At 67.2% G+C, this 14,556-nt stretch carries 21 protein-coding genes and 3 pseudogenes; 8 read left to right on the forward strand and 16 right to left on the reverse strand.

What is annotated here, in order from left to right; translation table 11 throughout:
• Positions 1-14 precede the first annotated feature (14 nt).
• Positions 15-164 (reverse strand): annotated as a pseudogene (locus ABD224_RS13820) (cytochrome c biogenesis protein CcdA); the annotation flags it as partial.
• Positions 165-197: 33 nt separating this feature from the next.
• Positions 198-911, reverse strand: a complete 714-nt coding sequence (locus ABD224_RS13825) for a DsbA family protein (protein WP_344049826.1) — start codon at positions 909-911, stop codon at positions 198-200.
• Positions 912-1,315: 404 nt separating this feature from the next.
• Between ABD224_RS13825 and ABD224_RS13830 the strand changes: the two genes are divergently transcribed.
• Entirely contained in the window at positions 1,316-2,626 is a 1,311-nt protein-coding gene (locus ABD224_RS13830; protein ID WP_344049827.1) for an AAA family ATPase, read from the forward strand.
• 186 nt (positions 2,627-2,812) lie between these two features.
• On the opposite strand, the gene ABD224_RS13835 is transcribed toward ABD224_RS13830, so the two are convergent.
• Together ABD224_RS13835 and ABD224_RS13840 are read right to left on the reverse strand one after the other, a co-directional pair.
• Positions 2,813-3,664 carry a helix-turn-helix domain-containing protein gene (locus ABD224_RS13835; protein ID WP_344049828.1) on the reverse strand — a complete coding sequence of 284 codons (852 nt, stop codon included), beginning with the start codon at positions 3,662-3,664 and terminating at the stop codon, positions 2,813-2,815.
• Between the two features lie 10 nt (positions 3,665-3,674).
• The gene (locus ABD224_RS13840) at positions 3,675-4,409 is read right to left on the reverse strand and encodes a DUF6879 family protein (protein WP_344049829.1); all 735 of its coding nucleotides are present in this window, start codon (positions 4,407-4,409) and stop codon (positions 3,675-3,677) included.
• A gap of 173 nt (positions 4,410-4,582) precedes the next feature.
• Between ABD224_RS13840 and ABD224_RS13845 the strand changes: the two genes are divergently transcribed.
• The 5 genes from ABD224_RS13845 to ABD224_RS13865 all read left to right on the forward strand — a co-directional run bounded on the left by ABD224_RS13845 (position 4,583) and on the right by ABD224_RS13865 (position 6,271).
• Entirely contained in the window at positions 4,583-4,786 is a 204-nt protein-coding gene (locus ABD224_RS13845; RefSeq protein ID WP_344049830.1) for a hypothetical protein, read from the forward strand.
• On the forward strand, positions 4,783-5,007 hold the full coding sequence (locus ABD224_RS13850; RefSeq protein ID WP_344049831.1) for a hypothetical protein: 225 nt from the start codon (positions 4,783-4,785) through the stop codon (positions 5,005-5,007). The genes ABD224_RS13845 and ABD224_RS13850 overlap by 4 nt, the downstream gene beginning before the upstream one ends.
• Positions 5,007-5,183 carry a hypothetical protein gene (locus ABD224_RS13855; protein WP_344049832.1) on the forward strand — a complete coding sequence of 59 codons (177 nt, stop codon included), beginning with the start codon at positions 5,007-5,009 and terminating at the stop codon, positions 5,181-5,183. The genes ABD224_RS13850 and ABD224_RS13855 overlap by 1 nt, the downstream gene beginning before the upstream one ends.
• Positions 5,184-5,216: 33 nt before the next feature.
• Positions 5,217-5,519, forward strand: a complete 303-nt coding sequence (locus ABD224_RS13860) for a hypothetical protein (protein ID WP_344049833.1) — start codon at positions 5,217-5,219, stop codon at positions 5,517-5,519.
• Positions 5,520-5,824: 305 nt separating this feature from the next.
• Positions 5,825-6,271 (forward strand): anthrone oxygenase family protein, encoded by a 447-nt coding sequence (locus ABD224_RS13865; RefSeq protein ID WP_425580977.1) that lies wholly within the window; start codon positions 5,825-5,827, stop codon positions 6,269-6,271.
• A 123-nt stretch (positions 6,272-6,394) separates the two neighbouring features.
• On the opposite strand, the gene ABD224_RS13870 is transcribed toward ABD224_RS13865, so the two are convergent.
• Entirely contained in the window at positions 6,395-6,658 is a 264-nt protein-coding gene (locus ABD224_RS13870) for a GntR family transcriptional regulator (RefSeq protein WP_344049835.1), read from the reverse strand.
• Positions 6,659-7,068: 410 nt separating this feature from the next.
• Here ABD224_RS13870 and ABD224_RS13875 point away from each other — a divergent pair, with 410 nt between their 5' ends.
• Positions 7,069-7,344 carry a hypothetical protein gene (locus ABD224_RS13875; protein ID WP_344049837.1) on the forward strand — a complete coding sequence of 92 codons (276 nt, stop codon included), beginning with the start codon at positions 7,069-7,071 and terminating at the stop codon, positions 7,342-7,344.
• Positions 7,345-7,909: 565 nt separating this feature from the next.
• Here the strand turns inward: ABD224_RS13875 and ABD224_RS13880 are convergent.
• The 4 genes and pseudogenes from ABD224_RS13880 to ABD224_RS13895 form a co-directional block, all read right to left on the reverse strand.
• On the reverse strand, positions 7,910-8,101 hold the full coding sequence (locus ABD224_RS13880) for a DUF397 domain-containing protein (RefSeq protein WP_344049838.1): 192 nt from the start codon (positions 8,099-8,101) through the stop codon (positions 7,910-7,912).
• Positions 8,102-8,202: 101 nt separating this feature from the next.
• Positions 8,203-8,415 (reverse strand): annotated as a pseudogene (locus tag ABD224_RS13885) (IS701 family transposase); the annotation flags it as partial.
• A 741-nt stretch (positions 8,416-9,156) separates the two neighbouring features.
• The gene (locus tag ABD224_RS13890; RefSeq protein ID WP_385882236.1) at positions 9,157-9,357 is read right to left on the reverse strand and encodes a DUF397 domain-containing protein; all 201 of its coding nucleotides are present in this window, start codon (positions 9,355-9,357) and stop codon (positions 9,157-9,159) included.
• A gap of 12 nt (positions 9,358-9,369) precedes the next feature.
• A complete protein-coding gene (locus ABD224_RS13895; protein ID WP_344049878.1) occupies positions 9,370-10,221 on the reverse strand; it encodes a helix-turn-helix domain-containing protein in 852 nt (283 codons plus the stop codon).
• Between the two features lie 363 nt (positions 10,222-10,584).
• Here ABD224_RS13895 and ABD224_RS13900 point away from each other — a divergent pair, with 363 nt between their 5' ends.
• Positions 10,585-11,193, forward strand: a complete 609-nt coding sequence (locus ABD224_RS13900; RefSeq protein WP_344049840.1) for an ATP-binding protein — start codon at positions 10,585-10,587, stop codon at positions 11,191-11,193.
• 71 nt (positions 11,194-11,264) lie between these two features.
• On the opposite strand, the pseudogene ABD224_RS29440 reads toward ABD224_RS13900, so the two are convergent.
• From ABD224_RS29440 to ABD224_RS13935, 7 genes and pseudogenes are all read right to left on the reverse strand, one after another.
• Positions 11,265-11,416, reverse strand: a pseudogene (locus ABD224_RS29440) (DUF6879 family protein); the annotation flags it as partial.
• Between the two features lie 123 nt (positions 11,417-11,539).
• Positions 11,540-12,076 carry a hypothetical protein gene (locus ABD224_RS13910; RefSeq protein ID WP_344049841.1) on the reverse strand — a complete coding sequence of 179 codons (537 nt, stop codon included), beginning with the start codon at positions 12,074-12,076 and terminating at the stop codon, positions 11,540-11,542.
• Positions 12,077-12,154: 78 nt separating this feature from the next.
• Positions 12,155-12,385, reverse strand: coding sequence for a DUF397 domain-containing protein (locus ABD224_RS13915; protein ID WP_344049842.1), 231 nt, complete (start codon positions 12,383-12,385; stop codon positions 12,155-12,157).
• Positions 12,386-12,545: 160 nt separating this feature from the next.
• A complete protein-coding gene (locus ABD224_RS13920; protein ID WP_344049843.1) occupies positions 12,546-12,788 on the reverse strand; it encodes a DUF7848 domain-containing protein in 243 nt (80 codons plus the stop codon).
• Complete coding sequence (locus ABD224_RS13925) at positions 12,785-12,994, reverse strand: hypothetical protein (RefSeq protein ID WP_067397549.1); 210 nt, start codon at positions 12,992-12,994, stop codon at positions 12,785-12,787. The genes ABD224_RS13920 and ABD224_RS13925 overlap by 4 nt, the downstream gene beginning before the upstream one ends.
• Before the next feature lie 91 nt (positions 12,995-13,085).
• Positions 13,086-13,931, reverse strand: a complete 846-nt coding sequence (locus tag ABD224_RS13930) for a helix-turn-helix domain-containing protein (RefSeq protein ID WP_344049844.1) — start codon at positions 13,929-13,931, stop codon at positions 13,086-13,088.
• 27 nt (positions 13,932-13,958) lie between these two features.
• A complete protein-coding gene (locus ABD224_RS13935; RefSeq protein WP_344049845.1) occupies positions 13,959-14,480 on the reverse strand; it encodes a DUF6879 family protein in 522 nt (173 codons plus the stop codon).
• Between the last annotated feature and the right edge of the window lie 76 nt (positions 14,481-14,556).

Genomic DNA, 14,556 nt, shown 5'->3' on the forward strand with positions numbered 1-14,556 from the left:
CGCGTCCGCACGACCGCGCCGGCCACCCCGAGCGGCACCAGCGTCACGCACAGCCCGGCGTGGAAGACGGCGGTGTGCAGCAGCAGGCGCGTACGCGTCGTGAAGGAGTACGCGAAGAACACCGGCAGCAGCAGCGCGCTGCCGGGGCCGAGCAGAGCGAGCAGTCCGCCGAGAACGCGGTGACGGCGGTGAGCTCGCTATCGTGCCGCTTTTCCGGTTCCCCCGGCTTCCTCGGCCGCCCTGTCGATGGCGACGGCGAAGGCGGTCAGCGGCTGGGCGCCCAGGAGCGGCGTGGTGTTGACGAGAAAGGCGGGCGTACTGGACACCCCCAGGGTGTGCCCCTCCTCCTGGTCCCTGCGCACGGCCTCACCGGCGGCCTTCGACTCCATGTCGGCGCTGAAGCGGTTGAGATCGGCGACGCCCGCCTCCCGGGCCATGTCCCGCAGACGCTCGGCGGAGAACCGGTCCTGGTCGCTCTGGTCCGACTTCTTGTACACCACGTCGTGGAATTGCCAGAACCTGCCCTGCTGTCCGGCGGCCCAGGCGGCCCGCGCGGCCCGTTCCGACGCGGCGCCGAGCAAGGGGAAGTTGCGCCACTCGATGCGCAGGATGCCCTTGTTCACGTACTCGCGGACGAGGTGGGGTTCGGTCTCGCGGGCGAACCGGGCGCAGTAGGAGCACCGGAAGTCCGCGTAGGTGATCATCACGACGGGGGCGTCGGCCCGCCCCTTGGCCAGCGGGTCGTCGGCCTTCCGGCGCGCCAGGGCGAGCAGCGAGGCCTCCCGTTCGTCGGGGGTGGCGGCGGAGGAGGCGGTCGGCGTCTCCTTGGCACCGGAGCTGCCGGGAGCGCCGGTGAGAGCGACGGTCGAGGCGAGAACGGCCGCCGCGCCGCTCACCGCGGTGATCAGCACCAGACGGCGACGGCGGGCGGGAAGAGAGGAAGCCGAGGACGACGAGGAGCGCGCGGGGGCCGAGGAAGAGGAGGAAGAGGGGGAGGAAGGCACAGAAAACTCTCCGATCGCGCGGTTGCGCGGTGGTAGGGGCCGACAGAAGCACGCGGACGCGGTGCGCGGGCCTATACGCGTCGTACGGAGAGTTCGTCGAGACCCATGGCGCCGTGCCGCCTTCCACGCATCCCCGCTCCTCCTTCCGGGCCGTGCCCACCATAGATCAGGGCGTGGCCGGGACATCGGTCGGCGTGGGTGAGAAGCTCTGGCACACCTCGGGGAGCTGTTTTAGGCTCTCTCGTGCGGATTACCCGCACATATCGGCGTGAGGCGGCGAACCAGGTACCCGCCTCGTCAGGAGGGCGGCCGTGCTGCTCAGTTTCCGGGTGGCCAACCACAGGTCCATCCGAGAGGAGACCGAACTCTCTCTGGTGGCGACCGAGCTCAATGAGGGCACCGCCCATGAGACCGGCGTCCGCTCCGAGGGCAGGCCGGTCTCCGTGCTGCCGGCGGTCGGGATCTTCGGGGCCAACGCCTCGGGCAAGAGCAACGTGCTGCACGCCCTGCGCTTCATGCGGACGGCGGTGCTGGACTCCTTCGCGGACTGGGGCAGGAGGGCCGGGGTTCCCAGGGAGCCGTTCGCACTCGCCCCGGAGGCGCGGGAGGAGACCAGTTTCTTCGAGGTCGACCTCCTGCTCGGCAGACAACGCGTCCGGTACACCTACGGCTTCGAGCTGTCCGACGAGCGCGTGGAGGCCGAGTGGCTGCACGCCTACCCGTCCGGGAGGCGTCAGGTGTGGTTCGACCGTGAGGCGGACCGTCCGCAGGACGAGGGCGGCGAGTTCCGTTTTCCCGGCAGCGGGCTGAAGGGCCACAAGGACCTGATCGTCTCCTCGACACGTCCGGACGCCCTGTTCCTCACGGTCGGTGCCACGCTCAACCACCCCGCCCTCTCGGCGGTCCACCGCTGGTTCGTCGACAACCTGTGGCTCGTGACACCGGGCGCGGACGTCCCCGCCCGGACCGAGTGGACGCGCAAGAAGCTCACCGACCGCAAGGCCGGTGCCGGCCTGCGGGAACGCCTGGGAGCCCTGCTGGCCGCCGCGGACCTGGGGATCACGGGGGTGACGCTGGATCCCGAAAGCGGTGAGGTGCAGCTTCTGCACCGCACGGCCGACGGCACCTCCCGTCCCCTCGACTTCTGGGATCAGGAGTCCCTGGGCACCCATGCCTGGTTCGCGTTCCTGGGCCCCCTCCTCCACGTCCTGGACCAGGGCGGGGTACTTCTCGTCGACGAACTCGACTCCAGCCTCCATCCGATCCTTGCCGCAGAGGTCATCCGCCTCTTCCAGGCCCACGAGGCCAACCCGCGCACCGCCCAACTGATCTTCACCACGCACGACGCGACCCTGCTGGGCCCCTCCGTGGCGGAGCGTCCACTGGACCGCGACCAGGTGTGGATCGCCCTCAAGGAGGCCACCGGCGAGTCCCGGCTCCATCCGATCACGGCGGCCCGGAAGGCCCGCCGGGACGACAACCTCGAACGCCGCTATCTGCACGGCCACTACGGCGGTGTCCCACGACTGACCAGCGGCGAGATCGCACGGCAGATCGCACGCGTCGAAGAGGAACTGCGGGCGACGCGTGAGCAGGAGGTAACAGGACCGCCAGAGCCGTAACCAGCCGCGAGGCCACCGTTGCTCGCCCACCGGGCCGGAAACCAGGCCGAATCCGCCGCCGAAACCCGCAGGTTCTTCCACCGCCGACACCGCCGACCCCACGTCGTGCGCGGATACTTCGGCGGCCCACACGTCCACTGCACACTCGACGGGTGAACCCCATGAGTTTCTGATCAATAACGCGCCTCAACGCGGGTTCAGCGCACGGCGAGCGGCATTGATGACGTTGTGGGCGTCGGCCCCGTAGACGGCCGACTCGCGCAGGGTGCGCCAGACTTTCGAGTACAAGGCGATGTTGTCGGCGTCGTCCAACCACATCTCGGCGTGCCAGTCCTCGGCGACCACCAGGCGGTCATCCAGGATCCAGAAGCCGTTGGCGGGCACGATCTTGACGGAGGCCGTGAACGGGATGATGCCGAGCTCGACCGTGTCCATGCCGAGCATCCCGGTAAGGCGGTCGAGCTGGGCGGCCAGCACGGAGGGCGGGCAGATCAGCGACCGCAAGGCGGCTTCCCACGTCAGGACGTGCAGCTTGTGGCCGGGCCGGTACAGCCACTCCTGCCGCTGCACCCGGGAGCGCACAGCGGCCTCAACGTCGCCGGCTCCGCCGAGCAGCTCGGAATAGCGCTGGATGACGTGGCGCGCGTACTCGGGGATCTGCAGCAGACCGGGGATCACGGACTCTTCCCAGACCCACATTTCCGAGGTGCGGTCGATCTCGGTACTCAAGCCCTCGTGCAGCGGTTTGAAGCCGTTCGCCAGCGCGCGACGCCATGACCTGATGTGGGACTCGAAGCCCGCCAGCCGGGCGGCAAGCTCGGGGTACACGTCCGGCTGTTCCGTCGCGTCGGCCCACGCCCTCAGGTCCTCGGGGGTGGCTGTCTGCTTGCCGTTCTCCAGCTTGCTGACCTTGGAGCCGGGCCAGCCGAGCCGCTGTGCGAGCTGCTGACCGGTGAGCCGACCACCAGGGCAGGTGAACCGGAGTTCGCGCAGCCGCGCCCCCAGGGCCACCCTTGCTTGCTGGTAGTCAGTGCTCACCGGTCATGCGTCATTCGGTCGTGGCGAACTGGTCGTACGGCACCGCGTGGTGCATCGCCGCGTCACGCACCATGCAGTACCGAACGACCTCGGCCGGTTCGGTGATCAGCTCAATGCCAGTGATGTTGTCGGCGTCATCGAAGTGCAGCAGCGCGACCAAGCGTGAGTCGAAGATCCAGAAGTCTTCGGCGGGCAGGTCGGCCGCGTCCTCGCGCCACAGGTAGCGGATGTCCTCGCCGACCGCCGCGTTGTGCCGGGCGTAGTCGAGCAGGAACCGCTGCTCGGTGGTCATCGGGCGGTCGGCGATCCGGACCCGGCCGACACGCTTGCCTGCCTCGGTCTGGGCCTTGATGTTGACGAACCAGGGGTCGCTGAAGTCGCAGGGCGCGGAGCCGGTGGCCAAGAACGCCTGGAAGTCCGGGTCCTCGCGGTCGGACGCGTAGCCGCGTCGGGTCTCCAGCCGCCAGGCGGTGTGCTTGAAGGTCTCGAACAGTCGTCGGAAGGTGGCCCTGTCGACGAGTTCCGGCACCCGCTCCATCTCCTTCGGTCCCCAGTTCACGAGCAGTTCGCGGGGCACGGCCACCGCCGCTTCGCCCGGTCCGAAGTGCTTGAGCTGTGCGAGGTCTTCCGGGTCGGTGACGGGCGTGCCTTGCACGATGATCTCGCCGGTTTCCTCGTCCGTGTGCAGGGCGAGGCAGCCATCGACCTTGCTGTCTGTGCCGGTGAAGCGAAGCTGACGAGCCATGGACGCTCTCCCTTCGGCGGCTCTTGATCCAACAGCATGGGCCGGTGGCCAGGCTCGGTTCTACGGGGTCAGCCGGGGTGCAGGAGAAAACGTGAGCAATCTCAACGGGTGGTCGAGCAAATTCGAGAAAACACCATATCGGCGAGCACCTGCCGACTTCTAGCGTCCGGTACATGGCGACCAAGGAACAGCAAGACAGCGCCCCGTTTACGGCGATGAAGCCCCTGAGAGCAGCACTGAACGGAGTCGGGATCGTCCTGCCTTCGCCCGCGGTTGACGCTGCATCACCACAACTGCGGCCCATCGAGCTGGGGCGGGTGCGCGCCGACGTGGCCGCTCGTCTGGCCCAGGCACTTCAGCAAGGGGGCCGCGAATGAGGTACCCGGTCGGCGCGCTGGTCTTCGACTCCCAGAGCAAGAAGCTCGGTTACGTCATGAGGCATGAAGGCTCGCACATGCAGCTCCGACCGGTGGGCGGCGGGCGCGGGTGGGAAGCCGACCCCGCTTGCGTCCGCCGTGCCACGGACGAGGAGCGACGCCAAGCCATGGAGGAGCGGACCAGCGCTCTGAACTCGGCGAGCAGCGGCGGCATCCTCTGATGCTCACGTCCGACACCTCGACCATGTCCGCTGAATGCGCACTCGCCCAGCGTCCGGAGTACAAGGACCTGCATCGCCAGTGCCGCCAGACCAAGGACGTGCCGTTACCGCATAGCTCGGGAATCCTCCTGGTGCGCCGCTGCACCTGCCCCCACCACCGCTACACCCCCGCATAGGCCGTCGTGGGGGCTCCGTCGCTCTCCCTGGACATGAGAAAGCCCCGCCGGTACTCGCCGCCGTCCGGCGGGGCGTCCTCGTGCGCTCCCGTGGCCGTCCGGGGCAAGGGCCTCGGCGAACAACGCTGCCAGTCGCTCCTGGGGCGGGAGAAGACGGCCGTACGCCACGCCCGCAAGCTGGTGAGCCTGTGCCCGCACACTGAGAGCTACGAGCAGTGGACCCGCCGCAGCGGTCACGCGGAGAACTGCGATCCGCTCAAGCGTGATCCGTCCTCCGACGTATGGAGGCTGCTCGTCCACCTGGGGATCGTCAAGGACGAAGCACCGGACGGCTGAGTCCGAAAGCGTCCGCGGCCCGGCGGACGAAGAGCGGGTTCGGAAATGGCATGGACATCCGGTTCGTCGGCGCGGCAAGCTGGCCGCCGTGCTTTGCGGCGCAAGCGATGAACCGGACGCCGGGAACGTCCGGTTGTCGTCGGTATCGGCATCCCGTTGTCCGACGGCCTGTTCGTCTCACTGGCTTTCCGTCGGCCATAGGTCGCGATTGTGGCCCGGTGTCAGCACCGTCACCCACGGGAGGAGATGACGTGAGAGCACTTGCCACCCCGTCCTTACTGGCGGCCACCGTGACCACGGGCCTGATGGCCGGTCTGTTCGCCGCCTTCGCCTACTCCGTCATGCCCGGCCTGCACCGCAGCGACGACCACACGTTCGTCACCGCGATGCAGCGGATCAACCAGGCGATCCTCAACGGCTGGTTCATGACGTGCTTCCTGGGGGCGCTCGTGGCACTGGGGCTCGCCGCCGTCACGCAGTGGACCGACGGCGACCGTAAGGTCTTCGCGTACGTCGTCGCCGCGTCGGTGCTGTATCTGACGATGTTCGTCATCACCGCCGCGGTCAACGTCCCGCTCAACAACGAGCTGGCCGACGTCGGCAGCCCGGACCGTATCGCCGACCTCGCCGCCGTGCGGGCACGCTTCGAGTCCCGCTGGGTCACCTGGAACATCGTCCGCGCCGTGACCTCCACCGGCGCGTTCGGCTGCCTGGTCTGGGTCCTGGTCCTGCACGGCCGCTCCACCCGCTGAGACCGAGCCCCGGACGCCGGGAAGCAGCCGGCAGCGGCCCCGGATGAACCAACCGCCTTGGCGGCTGATCGACCGTACCCGTGCGGCCTGAGCCGACTCCTCCCAACGTGACTGAAACAGAGGTTAGTTGCTGTCGGGCGGCGAATCGACGACGAATGTTCCCAACCCGACTTCGCCGCGCGTCCACCCTTCCTCGCGCACGTACCGCATGGCCTTCGCCGCCGTGGCGTTGACGACGCCGAACTCTTGCGCGATCTCCAGCGTGGACGGCACGCGGCTTCCCGGCGGATAGGTTCCGTTCTGAATCCGCCGGATGATCTCTGCGGCGATCTGTCGCCACAGCGGGCGCGTGCGATCAAGCTCCATGGTTTCAGCCTGGGTGACCATGGGTTTCCGCGCATCCGTAGATAACCGTGGATAACTGCGAGTATTGTGTGGGCTGCAAACGAAGCACCCCAGGGCGGACGGGCGAGGTCCGGCTCCTGGGGCTGACCGAAGGATGGAGCTTCGGCTATGCGAAACCTTATCGCCGCGTTTCTCGCATGGTTCCTGCCGCCCCATGGCACGCACCGGGCGGAATCCGTGCGAACACAGCCGGTCCGTGCTGTCTCCCGTTCACTGCCGCTGCTCAGGGCTCCGCGACCAGCCGACGTAATCGAAGCCGACGGGCTTCCAGTCGTCCGGCCGTACGTGCTCCACCACGAACGCGAACAGATGCGGAAGCAGCAGCGTGCAGGACGGGCTGCATCACTGAGGGCAGCGGCAGGGTGCTACTTCCCGGAAACGGAGTACGCGGCATGAAGGAGCTTCGCCGTATGCCGCTGAGTGCGGACGGGCGCACCGGCTTCTGTCAGCCGGGCGGGATGGTCGCTGCCATGAGTGACGCGATCGAAAACGACTTGATCGAGTCCGCGGCTGTTGTGCTGGGAATTGTGCGCGCCGTGCTCGACGGGCCCCAACTGACGGCGGACGAATCGTGGTACATGCTGCGCCGGACAGCGGAATGCCTGAAGGACGCACTGAACATCGCTGAGCTGCGCGGCGAACGGCTGGCGGCAGCGGACGACACGTAAGCACGGCCCTAGGAAATGTGAGAAGCCCCGTACCAGTTTCCCAGCGAAGGGAGGCTGTACGGGGCTTTGCCGTGTTCTCAGTGGCTCACAGCGAGTCAACCTCAGTGCCTCCCACCTGAGGCACTGAGGGCTTCACTGGGTACCAGGGTGGTCGGTCACCCCTGTCGTGGGCGGCACAGACAAGGACCTTCCCGTCCGCACCGCCTACCTTCTTTATCGGGCTGGGTACGTGCTCCGCCGACAAGGGCTGTGACACCTTGGCAGATCTGTACGCAGAGGCAGCCGACGAACTGACCAAGCAGATCGCTGTCACAGGGATTGCGGGCCTCACGGGGCGACGGGCAGCAGTCGACCCGAACGCCGCGGTTGAGGGAGTCGTCAGGTTTCCTGGCATCAATGCGCCGGCCAAGGCGATCGTGACGCCCAAGCGGGTCTTCCGAGGTGGTGCCGGACCCGCAGCTGATCTTCAAGACGAAGGCCAAGGAGGGAAACCTCGACCTGAACGAATGAAGCACCTCGTCCGCAGCCTGACCATCGCATCCCTGCGGTGATCACCGTGCACCCGTCAACGTAGTGCGCTCGTCCGCAGCTGAGTGATGAGCGCGGTGAACGCGGCGCGGCTGGTCCTGATGACGTGCTCCGGACGGGTGCTGTTGCGTATCGCTACTTCGTCGTTCTCGTCGTTGACGGCGATTTCCACGCAGTTGTTGCCGCCTCCGCCGCAGAACGACGAGCGCTTCCAGTCGAGTGTGGTCAACGCTCCGCCCCTCTCAGAGTTCGCGTGCGATGGACCTGATGAGGTCTTGGGACGCGTCCGGCGGGAGTGCCGTCCGCTCCATCAGGTCCAACAAAGAACGATAGTTGGCCAGTGGCGTCGGGGCACACTTCACCGGCCTGCTCGGCCAGTGTCCAGCCGTCCCCGCGCTCCAGCGGCGCGAGCAGCCCGCGCAGGTACTCTCTCGCCCGTTGGTGTGGCTCCGACCTGCGGAAATACCGGCCGATCCGGGCATGCAGAGCATCCAACCCGGCTGCCCAGCAACGCACCTCATCAACCGTGACGTCCCCACCCATACCCGGCTCAGCGAGCGGCCCCACAGCCGGTCACAGCAACTGCGGCTGCAGTAGTAGGCGCGTTCGCTGCTGGCCAGCGATCGGCGGATCAGCAGGGCGTTTTCGAAGTCACTATGGTCGCCGGTCAGTGGGACCATCACCCAGGCGTATTCGCGCAGGCCGTGGGCGCTGTTGCCGGCGGAGCGGATCTCCCAGGCGTCCTTGGGCAGGATGGCGGAGATGGTTCGGGCGTTTTGCCCGCGAGGCCCGCAGCCGATGGTCGGCACGTAGCTCAGCTGTCTCTCGGCGAGCCAGCCGCGTAGTACGGGGTCCTGGCCGTAGATCTCGTCGCCGGTCACCCACCGAAACGGCACATCAGCGTCCACCGCCCTCGCCCAACGAAATGCCTGAGGGGCACACTGAACATCGCTGAGCTGCACGGCGAACGGTTGGCAGCACGTGTCAGGAGGTCAGCCGTGCTGCTCAGTTTCCGGGTGGCCGACCATGGATCCATCCGAGCGGCGATTGACGTCATGCGGTTGGAATTGCCACGTGGCCTGCGGAAGATCCGCCAGGACTTCATCCATCCATGCCACTCTCAACGGCACGGGAGCCTCATGCGTTGCGGGGGCCGACCTCATCGTCCGATCAGTGGCCACGCTGAAAATGCTCTGCAAGTGACAAGCTTCGCTCAGTTCAGCAGAGGGTGGCGGGAGAAATGTTTACCGGCAGTAGTGGCAAGTTGCGCATACAGTCGATGACTTAGTCGGTCTTTTCGATCAATTTGTTGTCCTGAATGGCGCTGACGAAGGCGGCGAATGCTGTTTGGCCGACGGAGAACCCCCGGTCCGGATAGACGCTATGACGTATTGCCACCCGGGTGTCGTCATGGACCGCGACTTCGACGCAGGCGTTGCCGGATGCCTCCGAGAACGAGGACTTGAACCACTTCAACTCGGACAAAGTTGACACCTCTTACAGATCTTCGATGATGTCGAGGATGAAGTCCCTCGATTCCTCCGGATTCAACGCCACCCGTTCGACCAAGTCCAGACGTGTTCGAAAGTTGGCCAGATGAGTGGGGGAGTCGAAGAAGACCGCGCCGATGGGCGAGTCCACCTGCACGGTGTCCAGGTGCGGGTTCGGTGCTGACGCGTACATCACCGTGTCCCCGGCCATGGGGAAGCCCTCTGCTGCGAAGGGGATGACGAGCAGCCGGACGTTGTCGCGTTCGCTCTCCTCAAGCAGGCGGTTCAGTTGTGCCTTGGCGACGCGTCGCCCTCCGATGCGCATGCGTAGAGCTGCTTCGTGAACGTACCCCACGTACGGCACACCCGGACTGTTCGCAATCACACTGTGCCGACCGATCCGCTGTGCCACCCGCAGTTCCACCTCCAGCCGAGGCAGTGCGGGAACGAACAGCTCGAAGAGGGCCCGGGCGTGATCCTCCGTCTGGAAGATGCCCGGGATGTGGGCGGTCTGGAGGGTTCTGATGCTGGTGGCGTGGTACTCCAGTTCCGCCACGTCGAGGAAGTCCGGTGGGATCTTTCCTCGGTACTCCTCCCACCAGCCTTTCGGCTGTCCGCCGGTCATCGCGGCCAGGGCGTCGATCAGGCCGGGGTCGTTGCACTCATAGATGCTCGCGAGCCGGCGTAGCCGCTCCTCGCTGATACCGAACCGGCCCGACTCGATGTTCGAAATCATCGTGCGGTCCACGCCGAGACGTGTCGCGGCCATGGGCGCAGTCATTCCGGCGGCTTCGCGCATCCGCCGTAGTTCGGCCCCGAATCGGCGCTGACGGATGCTCGGGTGGTGCCGTGGTGCCATCGATAACTCCTTGCTCGCGCGCACAGTTTGCCCATCCTCAGGAGCGGCGTCCACCGGAAACGGAAGTAAAACACGTTTTAGTGAAGCTGGTAGCACGTGTTTTAGTGCGCGCGCTAGCGTGTGATCCACGCCACCGCGTTCCTCCCGGAGGAAGCGCACCGCCTGTCCCACTCCCGTCCCGGGCCCGACGGGACAAAACGCGGGCGGCAGGCCACCGCCGGGCGACGCGGGACCGGACCCGTGACGTGACCGGGGACGCGGGCGGCGTCGTACGGCACATCCGTGTCGATCACTTCCGACGATCCGAGACCGTGACACGTCGCGCCACGGCCGGGAACACGCATCTGCACAAGGAGGTGCCGCGTGAAGAACGCGGAACCGGAACACGAGCCGATCCCCGAACCAGCCGATCTGAACGACCACTTCGTCCCGCCCCCGCCCCTCATTCCGTTCACCGAGCCCTGGGAGTACGAGCTGCACTTCCCCCGTGACGCGCGTGGGCCGGCCGTCGCCCGTACGACGCTCAAGGCCGTGCTGGGCGCGCATGGACTGGGGGAGTTCACCGACCGCGCGGAACTCCTCACCTCCGAGCTGGCCACCAACGCCGTCCGGTACTCCCTCGGCCCCGCCGTCGTGCGGTTGCGCTGGACGAACCCCGTGCTGCGGGTCAGCGTCATGGACACCTGTCCGGTGTTCCCTCTGCCGCCGGCACAGCAGAACGTGGACGCGGAATGCGGGCGCGGCCTGCTGATCCTCGATCTGCTGGCCGATGACTGGGGCGGATGCAGCCTCGGGGAGTCTCTGTTCGGGGTGGGCGGGAAGACCGTCTGGTTCGAACTGGTCCTTGGCGGGGGTGACCCACCGCCAGGGGAGGTGCTGGTCATGGCTCGGGGCCACGGTGTCCGGGGGCGCCCGCGCTTGTCGCCTGACCGTCGGCCCGCTCACCGGGATCCCTCCCGCTCCACCTCGTGAAGTCGTGGACGTTTTCCCCGAAGCGTTCATGACTTCGCGGAGGAGACCCGCCCGCGCCCTTGCCGGTGCGCACCCGCCCCGAAGTGCTTGAGCTGCGCGAGGTCTTCCGGGGCGGTGACGGGCGTTCCCTGAACGATGATCTCGCCGCTTCCCTCGTCCGTGTACAGGGCGGGGCAGCCGCGACCTCGCTGCCCGTGCCGGTGAAGCGAAGCCGACGAGCCATGGACGCTTTACCTTCCAGGGGGCTTGATCCACTCGAAGCAAACAAGGGGATGAGTGACGAGGTGCCTGCCGACGCGGCCCGGATCGCCGAAGCCCCGGCTGAGGCCGTTTGGGAAGAGGACGTTCAGTCGGGGCTCGTCCTGGCGAAGTAGCAGCCGCTACAGTGCCAGCGGGCACGCAAGGTCAGGGTGGTGGATGTTCGGGCAGCACACGACGTGATGGAGACGATGTTGCCCGCCTGGTTGTAGTACACCCAGCTCACATCGACGCCGCCGGGCAGGACATCCAGTGCGTAGGTGCGCTTGTGGTCGAGTTCGGGGCCCTGTCGGGCCCCGTCCCCGTGTCCGGCCGGTGGATTGTCGAGGTAGTGCTTTGTCAGCCAGTCCACGGCCGCCGCCGCGTCGGTCCACGTGCGTTCGTGGGATGCCTGTCCGCGTTTCATGAGCCAGTGGCCCGACATCATCGGAGGCAGGGGGGAGACAGGGAACTCGGCGGCCACCTCGCGGTAACGGGCCAGGGCCTCCCTGGCCTTCTTGTCGTCGTCGGTAGCCGGGGGCGCCGGGGGATCCGGATGGGGAGGGCGACGGTCGCCTTCCCTGTGGTACGCCTCCGGAGACCCGACCCATGGGCCGAACCCATGGAAGTGCCCTGTCCAGCTCATGTGCGCCTTTCCGAGTGGGGGAGCGGGCCGCCCCCGCACTCGCGAGAACGGCCCGCCAGGGATGAGAGGTGTAGCAGGTCAGGCGGTCAGGCCCCGCGACTTCACCCAGCCGAGGGCGAAGTCGTCCAGCTCGGCCGCGGTGAAGCGCAGCTCCCGGCCGTCGCCCTCCGGCTTGGAGTCGCGGACGACGAACGCGTCGGCGGCGCCGGGGATGGCGGCGACGTCAACGCAGCCCTCGGTGCAGGGGCCGCCGCAGAAGTTCGTCGTCTCGATGTTCTCGACGGGCAGGGTGTAGAGGTTGTCGTTCATCGGGTATTCCTCCCCGGTGTATCCGCGTTGCGGAGAGGCGTTCTCCGCGCCGTGGTGCACTTGCAGCCCACCCCCGGCCCGACCTGTGACGTCCAGGGCCGGGGGTGGGGGGGCTTGACCCCGCCCGTCCGCCACGGGGGCGATGGACGGACGGGGAGCTTCAGGGGTTGTGCATGAAGGTCCGCCACGGCCGCGTGATGATCTCGCGGAACGAATGGTGCGACGGGTTACGGCCGGAGTGCTTCAACGCCCACACCTGGGGGGCCTGCCACGATTCGCTCGTGTCGGACCGCTCCTGGCAGACGGCGCACTCCATCCTGTAGGTCAGGGCTTCCGCGTCCGGCTCGCGGTCGGGTACGAGCGACCACTTCTCCTGCCGGATGATTGCGCGCGGCTGGCTCAAAGGATCTCTCCCCGGCTGCGCGCGTTGGCCTCTGCGAGCTTCTCGTGCAGCTTGGAACGCGCCCCCTCGGGGTCGAAGTCCGGAGGCGGGTCGGTGCTCTCCGTGAGGGTCCCGAACGGGTCGCCCTTGAGCACTCTCAACCTGCCGTCCTCACCGAACCGCTCGAAGGCTTCGGACAGCTTCTCTCGCGCACTTTTCGGCCGCATGATCGCCAATCCTTCGTGTCATCCGTCTGATGAACGACGCTAAGGACGGGGCAAGTTGGGGGTCTATGAGATTGCACGAGATTGCAGATTTTCACCCGAGGGCGGTCATGGCTTCCAGGATCAGTGCACGGGCCTTGGCCCCGTAGACGGCCATCTTCGAGAAGCGTTCGAACGCGCGAAGGTAGAGCGCGATCTCACTCGGGCGGGTGATGATGATGTTGGCTGAGAGCGTCTCGACCTGCACCCGGGTGGTGTCGAACGTGAGGAAGCCTTCGAGCGTCCACATACGGCGGGGCGCCGTGCGGGGTATGACGCCGAGGGACACGCTCGGCAGGGCCATCACGGTCAGCAGGTAGCCGAGCTGCCCGGCCATTGTCTCGGCGTCGCCAAAGGGGAAGTACAGCACGTCCTCTTCGACGATCAGGGCGAATCGTTTCGAGGGGTCGTACAGCACCTTCGAGCGCTCGACTCGGGCAGCGGCGGCCTCGGCGGCGTCGTTGGGTGTCTCGAAAACGTCCGCGATGGTGCTCAGGAGAGCCTCGGCGTACCCCTGCGTCTGGAGCAGGCCCGGCACGACGTTCGAGCAGTACACGCGCATGTGCCGGGTCCGCTGGTACAGCGGCATGTCCGAGGTCTGGTTCCTGGTCATGCCCGTGCGCTGGAGGTGGCGCCATTCGCGGTACATCGAATCCGCGGTGCGCGAGGCCGAGATCAGGTCGGCGGCCTCGTCCTCGGCGCCGCACGCCCGGCACCACTCGCGGATGTCCTGGTCGGACGGGCGCGTATTCGCGTTCTCGATCCGGGACGCCTTCGAGGGGCTCCAGCCGCACCGGAACGCCAGGTCACGACCTGTCAGTCCAGCGTCCTGACGGATGTGCCTGAGCCGGTCTGCGACGGCTTTGCGGGCCTCTTGGACGCTGGAGGAGGGCGAGGTCATGGCGTGACGATACGGTGCGTGCGCGAGTCAGACCTGGAACTCCTCGTGGGGTGTGGCCCTGTCCCATACGGCGGCGAACGCCGACGCGCACAGGGCGACGACCGCCGGGTCCTCGCTCATCTCCGGTTCAACTGCCTGCCCGTCTCCGGAGAAGTGGTTGAAGCGGACAACGCGCTCGTCGATCAGCCAGAAGTCGTTCGCCGGAAGGGGGATGCCGAGGGCCTCGCGCCGGGGAAGCCAGCGGACCTCTTCGCCTGCCTCGATGTTCAGGGGCGTGAGCGCGTGCTCGTACTTGATGTAGTCCGTGACGGGCGTGGATACGACCCGGGCTCGGCGCACGGCGACCCCGCGCTTCGTGACGCTCTCGACGAGGTTCATCCACTCCGCCAGGGCCTGACGGCTGCTGTCGATGGTCCACTCCCCGGAGCGCCACAGGCGCACGTCCTCTTCCTCTTCGTCCACCGCGTACACGTCGCGCAGCTCCAGGTGGAGCGCGGTGTGCCGGGCGGAGGAGAGAAGCTCGTCGAAGCTAGGAACCTGCAAGGTCATCAAGGGCCTTCCTCAGAATCTCGGCCATGCGGCCGGGCACACGGATTACCCCCTCGGTGTCAAGCAGGGGGCTGTC

The sequence above is a fragment of the Streptomyces thermoalcalitolerans genome (assembly GCF_039525155.1).
Taxonomy (GTDB): Bacteria; Actinomycetota; Actinomycetes; order Streptomycetales; family Streptomycetaceae; genus Streptomyces; species Streptomyces thermovulgaris.